The 7,938-nt window shown below is 68.0% G+C and carries 5 protein-coding genes; 3 read left to right on the top strand and 2 right to left on the bottom strand.

Annotation, left to right across the window (positions count from 1 at the left end; translation table 11 throughout):
* Positions 1–76 precede the first annotated feature (76 nt).
* Entirely contained in the window at positions 77–1,588 is a 1,512-nt protein-coding gene (locus AP428_RS15905; RefSeq protein WP_011546925.1) for an aldehyde dehydrogenase family protein, read from the bottom strand.
* A 631-nt stretch (positions 1,589–2,219) separates the two neighbouring features.
* On the opposite strand from AP428_RS15905, the gene AP428_RS15900 reads away from it, so the two are divergent.
* The 3 genes from AP428_RS15900 to AP428_RS15890 all read left to right on the top strand — a co-directional run bounded on the left by AP428_RS15900 (position 2,220) and on the right by AP428_RS15890 (position 6,003).
* Positions 2,220–3,800: an amino acid permease gene (locus tag AP428_RS15900; RefSeq protein ID WP_011546924.1), complete on the top strand. Its 1,581-nt coding sequence runs from the start codon at positions 2,220–2,222 to the stop codon at positions 3,798–3,800.
* Between the two features lie 133 nt (positions 3,801–3,933).
* Entirely contained in the window at positions 3,934–5,202 is a 1,269-nt protein-coding gene (locus AP428_RS15895; RefSeq protein WP_011546923.1) for an FAD-binding oxidoreductase, read from the top strand.
* A 126-nt stretch (positions 5,203–5,328) separates the two neighbouring features.
* Positions 5,329–6,003: a TetR family transcriptional regulator gene (locus tag AP428_RS15890; protein WP_012339399.1), complete on the top strand. Its 675-nt coding sequence runs from the start codon at positions 5,329–5,331 to the stop codon at positions 6,001–6,003.
* Between the two features lie 64 nt (positions 6,004–6,067).
* Here the strand turns inward: AP428_RS15890 and AP428_RS15885 are convergent, their stop codons facing one another.
* Complete coding sequence (locus tag AP428_RS15885; protein ID WP_011546921.1) at positions 6,068–7,864, bottom strand: phospholipase D-like domain-containing protein; 1,797 nt, start codon at positions 7,862–7,864, stop codon at positions 6,068–6,070.
* Positions 7,865–7,938: the final 74 nt, after the last annotated feature.

Raw genomic sequence — 7,938 nt, 5'->3', positions numbered from 1 at the left:
AAGGGCCGGTTACCGCTTTCGCGGCAACCGGCCCTTGTCATTCGACCGTCGAAGCGCCCTGGCCGGGCGCGTGCCCTTACACGTCGAACTTCACCCCCTGCGCCAGCGGCAGCTGCCGGCTGTAGTTGATCGTATTCGTCGCACGGCGCATATACGCCTTCCACGCATCCGAACCCGACTCGCGGCCGCCGCCCGTTTCCTTCTCGCCGCCGAACGCGCCGCCGATTTCCGCGCCGCTCGTGCCGATGTTCACGTTGACGATCCCGCAATCGCTGCCGGCCGCCGACATGAATTGCTCGGCCTCGCGCATGTCGTTCGTGAAGATCGCCGACGACAGGCCTTGCGGCACCGCGTTGTGCACGTCGATCGCGTCGTCGAAGTTGTCGTAGACCATCACGTACAGGATCGGCGCGAACGTCTCGCGCTCGACCACCGCCGACTGCTTCGGCATCCGCACGATGGCCGGACGCACGTAGTACGCATCCGCGTGACCGACGTCGACGCGCTCGCCGCCCTTCACTTCGCCGCCCTGCTCGCGCGCATCGGCCAGCGCCTTCTGCATCGCGTCGAACGACGCACGATCGACCAGCGGGCCGACCAGCGTGCCTTCCTCGAGCGGGTTGCCGACCTTCACCGACGCGTAGGCCTTCTCGATGCGCGGCAGCAGTTGCTCGACGAGGCTGCGATGCACGATCAGGCGGCGCAGCGTCGTGCAGCGCTGGCCGGCCGTGCCGACCGCCGCGAACGTGACCGCGCGCACGACGAGGTCGAGATCCGCGCTCGGCGCGACGATCATCCCGTTGTTGCCGCCGAGCTCGAGGATGCCGCGTGCCAGGCGCTGGCTCAGCACCTTCGCGACTTCCTGGCCCATCCGCACGCTGCCCGTCGCGCTGACGACCGGCACCTTCTTCGACGCCGTCAGCACCTCGCCGACATCGCGCATGCCGAGCACCAGTTGGCTCAGTTCCGCCGGCGCGACGCCCGGATGCGTCTTGTCGAACTCGCGGAGCGCCTTCTGGAGCAGCACGTGGCACGCGATCGCGGTGAGCGGCGTCTTCTCGGACGGCTTCCACACGACCGAATCGCCGCACACGAACGCGAGCGCCGCATTCCACGCCCACACCGCGACCGGGAAGTTGAACGCCGAAATCACGCCGCACACGCCGATCGGGTGCCACGTTTCCATCATCCGGTGGCCCGGGCGCTCGGACGCGATCGTGAGACCGTAAAGCTGACGCGACAGGCCGACCGCGAAATCGCAGATGTCGATCATTTCCTGCACTTCGCCGAGGCCTTCCGACGTGATCTTGCCGGCTTCGAGCGTGACGAGGCGGCCGAGCTCGGCCTTGTGCTCGCGCAGCACGTTGCCGAACACGCGCACGAGTTCGCCGCGCACCGGCGCCGGCACCGTGCGCCACTTGAGGAATGCGTCGTGCGCGGCGTCGATCTTGCGCTCGGCGCCGGCGGGCGTGTCGACGGCCAGCGTCGCGAGCGTCGCGCCGTCGAGCGGCGAACGCGCGGTCAGCGCATTGCCTTTCCACTGGGCGAGATCGATGTCGAGCGCGGCAAGAATGTCGTTGAATTGCATCACTTCCTCTTCAGGGACAGATTGATCGGTGCGGCGGCAGCGCCGCCCGCGTGATTCGATTGGAGCGCGTTCGAGCGCGTCGTGCAAGCGGACGCGCCGCGCGGCGGGCCGGTGCGCCATCCGGCGCATTGCGCTGCGCCGCCGCCGGAAAGCCCGGCCGGACGGCGCGCCCCAGCCTCGCGAGGCACGATCCATGAAACACATTGTCGATGGCCACAAGTCGGGCCGCTATTGATATTAACTCACGACTTCATTCCCAAAACGCAACAACTCGACCGGCCGGACCAACGCGTTTCCGGATCGATTCGGGACGTTTCCAAAGCCTGCGGCCGGGCACCCGGACGCATCGCGGCACGACACAAGTTGATGATCATCCCGCATCACCCTGTTCGGAAATATCGTTTGCCGCCGGTGCACCGGGCACACACAATCGGTGCGACGTCGAGGTGCAACGCACCCGGCGCGCCGCCGGCCGCCACCACGGCAGCCGGACGACCGACGAAGGCGACACGCACCACGGCCCGGCTCAGCGGGCCGGTTTCGCACCGCATCACCGCTACCCGCCGCGGGCGGCAACGCGTCGCGCTTCGTCACCGAAAAACAATCCCGGAGACAGCGCCCAGCGCCCGCCATGCATTCAGATGCCCGCCCCGATTCGTCCCGCCCGTCCGCCTCGCCCCCTGCGAAGCCCTCCCTCCACCGCGCGTTGCAGGCCCGCCATCTGCGGATGATCGCGATCGGCGGCTCGATCGGCACGGGCCTGTTCGTCGCGTCCGGCGCATCGATCTCGCAGGCCGGCCCCGGTGGCGCGATGCTCGCGTACATGCTGATCGGCCTGATGGTCTATTTCCTGATGACGAGCCTCGGCGAAATGGCCGCGTTCATGCCGGTGTCGGGCTCGTTCGCGACCTACGGCGCGAAGTTCGTCGACGAAGGCTTCGGCTTCGCGCTCGGCTGGAACTACTGGTACAGCTGGGCCGTGACGCTGGCGGTGGAGCTCGTCGCCGCGCAGCTCGTGATGCACTACTGGTTCCCGCACGTGCCGGGCGTCTGGTGGAGCGCGCTGTTCCTCACGCTGATCTTCGCGCTCAACGCGCTGTCGGTGCGCGGCTTCGGCGAGGCCGAATACTGGTTCGCGCTGATCAAGGTACTCACCGTGCTCGCGTTCGTCGGCGTCGGCCTGCTGATGATCTTCGGGATCATGCAGGGCGGCCCGAGCGCCGGCTGGGGCAACTTCACGATCGGCGACGCGCCGTTCGTCGGCGGCTGGGCGACGATGCTCGGCGTCGCGATGATCGCGGGCTTCTCGTTCCAGGGTACCGAGATGATCGGCGTCGCGGCCGGCGAATCGGAGAACCCGCGCACGACGATTCCGCGTGCGGTGAGCCAGATCTTCTGGCGCATCCTGCTGTTCTACGTGTTCGCGATCTTCGTGATCGGCGTGCTGGTTCCGTACACCGATCCGAGCCTGCTGAAGAGCGACGTGACCGATATCGGCGTGAGCCCGTTCACGCTGGTGTTCCGCCACGCGGGTCTCGCCTTTGCCGCCGGCGTGATGAACGCGGTGATCCTGACGGCCGTGCTGTCGGCCGGCAACTCGGGCATGTACGCGTCGACGCGGATGCTCTACAACCTCGCGGTCGAAGGCCGCGCGCCGAAGCTGTTCGCGAAACTGTCGCCCGGCGGCGTGCCGCGCAACGCGCTGTATGCGACGACCGCCGTCGGCGCGCTGTGTTTCCTCACGTCGCTGTACGGCGACAAGACGGTCTACCTGTGGCTGCTGAACACGTCGGGCATGGCCGGCTTCATCACGTGGCTCGGCATCGCGGTCAGCCACTACCGCTTTCGCAAGGGTTTCCTGAAGCAGGGCTACCGGCTCGACCAGTTGCCGTACCGGTCGAAGTGGTTCCCGTTCGGCCCGCTGTTCGCGTTCGCGCTGTGCGCGGTCGTCGCGCTCGGCCAGGACTATCAGGCGTTCCTCGCCGACAAGATCGACTGGGCGGGTGTCGCAGCAACCTACATCGGCTTGCCGTTCTTCCTCGCGATCTGGCTCGGCTACGCGCTCGTGCGCAAATGCCGGCTGGTGCGCTACGAGGACATGGAAATCGCGCCGTGGATCGAACGCAACGCGACACATGAAGCTGCCCAAAAGGCTGATGCCAGCTATCCGGCCTATGTCGCCCGCCCGGTCAACCCGACGCCGGGCGCCTGACGCCCGGTAACGCGTCGGCCGCCCCCACCCCGGCGGCCGACGCGCTGAAGCTCCCATTCGACGCGGCGCGCGCGTTCAGGCAAGATCGACGCGCGCCGTCCGTTTTTTTCGCCGTCACGAGTCACCAACACGCATGCAGAACTTCTACGAAGCCACCGTTACCCGCCAGCCCTACCCGCAACTGACCGGCACGATCGATACCCAGGTCTGCATCGTCGGCGGCGGCCTCGCCGGCCTGTGCACGGCGCTCGGCCTCGTCGAGCGCGGCGTGACGGACGTCGTCGTACTCGACAGCGAACGGGTCGGCTTCGGCGCGTCGGGCCGCAACGGCGGCTTCGTGTTCGGCGGCTACAGCCTCGACAACGCCGACCTGCTGCGCACGCTCGGCCGCGACGAAGGGCGCCGGCTGTACCGGCTCACCGTCGACGCGGTCGACCTGATCCGCGCGCGCATCGCGCGCTACGGGATCGATTGCGACATCGTCGACCAGGGCGTGATGCTCGCGAACTGGTTCGACGATCCGTCGCGGCTCGACAGCGTGCGCACGCTGATGAAGAACGAACTCGGCGTCGAATGGGAACCCGTCCCGACCGGCGCGCTGCGCGAGCGGCTGAAAACACAGCGCTATTACGGCGGCCTGTTCGAGCCGAACGCATTCCATTTCCATCCGCTGAAGTACGTGCTCGGCGTCGCGGCGGCCGCGTCGCGCGGCGGCGCACGCGTGTACGAACGCTCGGCCGCGCTCGGCATCGCGCGCGACGGCGCCGGCTACGTCGTGCGCACGGGGCAGGGCGCGGTACGCGCGAAGGACGTCGTGTTCGCCGGCGGCGGCTATGCGCGCGGCGTGTCGCCGCGCATCGAGCGCGCGGTGCTGCCGATCGCGACCTACGTGATCGCGACCGAACCGCTCGGCACGCGCCTGCCCGACGCGATCGACGCGCCGTACGCGATCTACGACACGCGTTTCGCGTTCGACTACTACCGTCCGCTGAAGGACACGCGGATCCTGTGGGGCGGCCGGATCTCCGTGCTCGACCGCGGCCCCGACGCGATCGCGCGCCTGCTGCGGCGCGACCTGCTGCGCGTGTATCCGCAACTGGAAGGCGTGAAGATCGACTACGCGTGGGGCGGGCTGATGAGCTACGCGCGGCACAAGATGCCGCAGATCGGCCGCGACGCGGACGGCGTATGGCACGCGATCGCGTTCGGCGGCCACGGGATGGCGCCGACCACGGTGGCCGGCGAGGCGCTCGCCGCCGCGCTGGCCGAAGGCCGGCCGGTGCCGGACGGCTTCGCCGCGTTCGGACTCACGCGCACGTTCGGGCTGGCCGGCCTTGCCGCCGCGCAACTCACGTACACGGCGTACCAGGCCCGCGACGCGCTCGCGTCCTGCCGCCGCTGAGCGCCCGCGACGACCGAAACGACCGCGCCGACGGCCTTGCCGATTAGAGCGGAAGGTCGGCCGGGCGGGCATTTCCCACATGCTAGAATGCCTTTTCCAAGCCGCCGCGAACCACAACAAAGTCACATGAAAGCAGGAAGCAAGGCCGCCACGTCCGACCCCCGCGCGCTTGCGTCCGATGCGCGGCGTAAATACGATCCCGAGCAAACCAAGCGCAACATCCTCGATGTCGCCACGCAGGAATTCTCCGCGATGGGCCTCGCCGGTGCGCGCGTCGACGCGATCGCCGAGCGCACGAACACGACGAAGCGGATGCTCTATTACTACTTCGAAAGCAAGGAAGGCCTGTACGAGGCCGTGCTGGAGAAGGTGTACGGCGACATCCGCGCGCTCGAGCAGGAGCTGCACGTCGGCGACATGGAGCCGCGCGAAGGCATGCGCCGCCTCGTCGAATTCACGTTCGACTATCACGACAAGCATCGCGACTTCGTCCGCCTCGTGTCGATCGAGAACATCCACGGCGCAAAGTATGTCGAACAGTTGAAGTCGTTCAAGAACCGCAACGTCAGCATCATCAAGACGCTCGAGGAACTGGTCGAGCGCGGGGCGGCCAGCGGCGTGTTCCGCAAGGACATCGACGCATTCGACCTGCACCTGCTGATCAGCTCGTTCTGCTTCCACCGCGTGGCGAACCGCTACACGTTCGGCGCCGCGTTCGGCCGCGATCCGTCGGCACCGCGCCTGCGCGCTCGGCATCGCGACACGATCGCCGACGCAGTGCTCCGCTACGTCGCCGCGTAAGCGGCAAGTCGCCGGCCGGGGCACGCGATATCCGCGCCCCCTCCAACTTCAGCCCTTCAGCGCATCAGTCCGTCGGCGCGGTCGACGCCAGCGCGATCCGCGCCTTTTCTTCCGGGCTGCCCGCCACGTAATACTTCTTCGCCCAGCTCGAATCGGGCGCAAGCGCGAGCCGCGCATGCGCGCCCGCATCAGTACCCGTGCCGTGCTGCCGTTTCGTGTTGATCGCCAGCGCCCGTGCGCGATAGTGCTCGTAAAGCCGCAGGAATTCCGCGAGATAGATCGCCGCGATCCGCCGGTCGCGAATCTCTAGCAGGTTCTCATCGTTGTACTGCTCGGAATTGCGGCTCATGTTCGCCGAACCCGTATAGACGACCGGATTCGCGCCTTCCGCATCGATCACGATGAACTTGTGGTGGATCACCACAGGCGGAAAAGCCGGCGCCGGTTCGCCCGGAAAGAGTCGCAACTCCGGCTCGAAGCCTTGCGGCACGGTGGCCGGCGAAAAATACGACGCGTCGATCACGTCGTGGTTGTCGCGGCTGCGGTGGTACAGCTCGAGGTTCGCGAGCGTCGCCGCATCGAGCGTCTGCCCGGCCTGCTGCGCGGCATCGGCCTTCGTCGCGCTGCCGACATTGATCCGGTTCACGAGGCCGAACATCATCAGCCCGCGGTCGCCGGCCGCGAAACACGCATCGCGTAGCGCGGCGTCGGTCGGCATGAACAGGCAGAACGACACCGAATGCTTCGCGGCCGCGATCGCGGCGACGATCGTATCGATCTCGGTACGCTGCCCCGCCGGCTCCGGCGAGTAGGCGACGCGCACCTGCGCGCTGCCGATCGTCATCGGCGCCGACCAGCCCGGCGACAGCCGCGCGGTCTCCGCGATCGACGGATTCCCGGCCAGCGCGTGGGCGCGCTCGTTGTACAGCGCGGCGAGCGCGGGCGAGTCGAACGCATGCAGCACGTTGGCCTGCTCGGTCAGCCCCTCGGTCGTGAAGTTCGCGGAGCCGGTCAGCACGCGCGCGGGCGCCGGGTTCGACGGCGCATCGGTCACGATGAACTTGTCGTGCATGATGTGCGTCCGGTCGCGCGGCGCAAGCGTCGCAAGGCCCTGCAACGCATCGACGGCCGGCTGGTTCGGCGACGGCAGCGGCGGCTTGCCCTTGCGCGCCGTCGTGTGCGCGTCGTAGACGATCGCGAGCGACGCTTCGCCGTGCTTGCGCCCAAACGCCTGGAACGCGGGCAGCGCCCACAGCGTGTCGGTCAGATGATAGACGGCCGACGCCGCGCGCGACGCGGGATCGAGCATCTGAGCGAACACCTGCTCCATGTCGTTCGCGAGCCACGTGCGCAGCTTCAGCGCCTGCGCGGCACTCGGCGCCTCGTTCGGCGCGAGACCGAGTGCAGCAACCTGCTTCGCGAACGCCTGCGAACTGACCACCGCGCGATTGAACCACGTGCCGATGCCGTCCTCGATGTGCGCGGGCAGCACGACGTCGCACACCCCGGCTTGCGCGTCGAGCATCTGCAGGTTCGCCGGCGTGCCGACGACCGGATAGACGTCGTAGCGGAACGACGCACCGCGATCCTGCGGATCGATGCGGGCATCCCACCACATGAATTTCTGGATCGGCGCCTGGTCGGTGGGCGCATCGCCCTGCGTGTCGGCGGCCGGGCCGTCGAACGTCAGGCGGTTGGGCAGCCAGCTGTCCGGCGCACGCGTCTTGCCGTCGGCCGACCAGAAACCCGGCGTGCGCCGGATCGCGAAGCCGAGGAAATCGGACCGCGACGCCGCATCGGGCCAGTCGAAAGCCAGCAGGACCAGGGTGGGGGAAAGATAGCTGCGCACGCTGACGGTCATTCGTTGCTCCCTGGCCTGGCGGCCGGTCGAGGTGAATGAGTCAGTCTTGACGACGGTTCTTCCCGCGCGATGAC

This window comes from Burkholderia sp. E168m22, from assembly GCF_001319805.1.
GTDB lineage: Bacteria > Pseudomonadota > Gammaproteobacteria > Burkholderiales > Burkholderiaceae > Burkholderia > Burkholderia orbicola.
This window is presented reverse-complemented; position numbering and strand designations above follow the sequence as displayed.

What these genes read in the sequence shown, in the direction of transcription:
- AP428_RS15905 (WP_011546925.1), bottom strand. Translation starts at nt 1,588, where the DNA reads ATGCAATTCAACGACATTCTTGCCGCGCTCGACATCGATCTCGCCCAG.
- AP428_RS15900 (WP_011546924.1), top strand. Translation starts at nt 2,220, where the DNA reads ATGCATTCAGATGCCCGCCCCGATTCGTCCCGCCCGTCCGCCTCGCCC.
- AP428_RS15895 (WP_011546923.1), top strand. Translation starts at nt 3,934, where the DNA reads ATGCAGAACTTCTACGAAGCCACCGTTACCCGCCAGCCCTACCCGCAA.
- AP428_RS15890 (WP_012339399.1), top strand. Translation starts at nt 5,329, where the DNA reads ATGAAAGCAGGAAGCAAGGCCGCCACGTCCGACCCCCGCGCGCTTGCG.
- AP428_RS15885 (WP_011546921.1), bottom strand. Translation starts at nt 7,864, where the DNA reads ATGACCGTCAGCGTGCGCAGCTATCTTTCCCCCACCCTGGTCCTGCTG.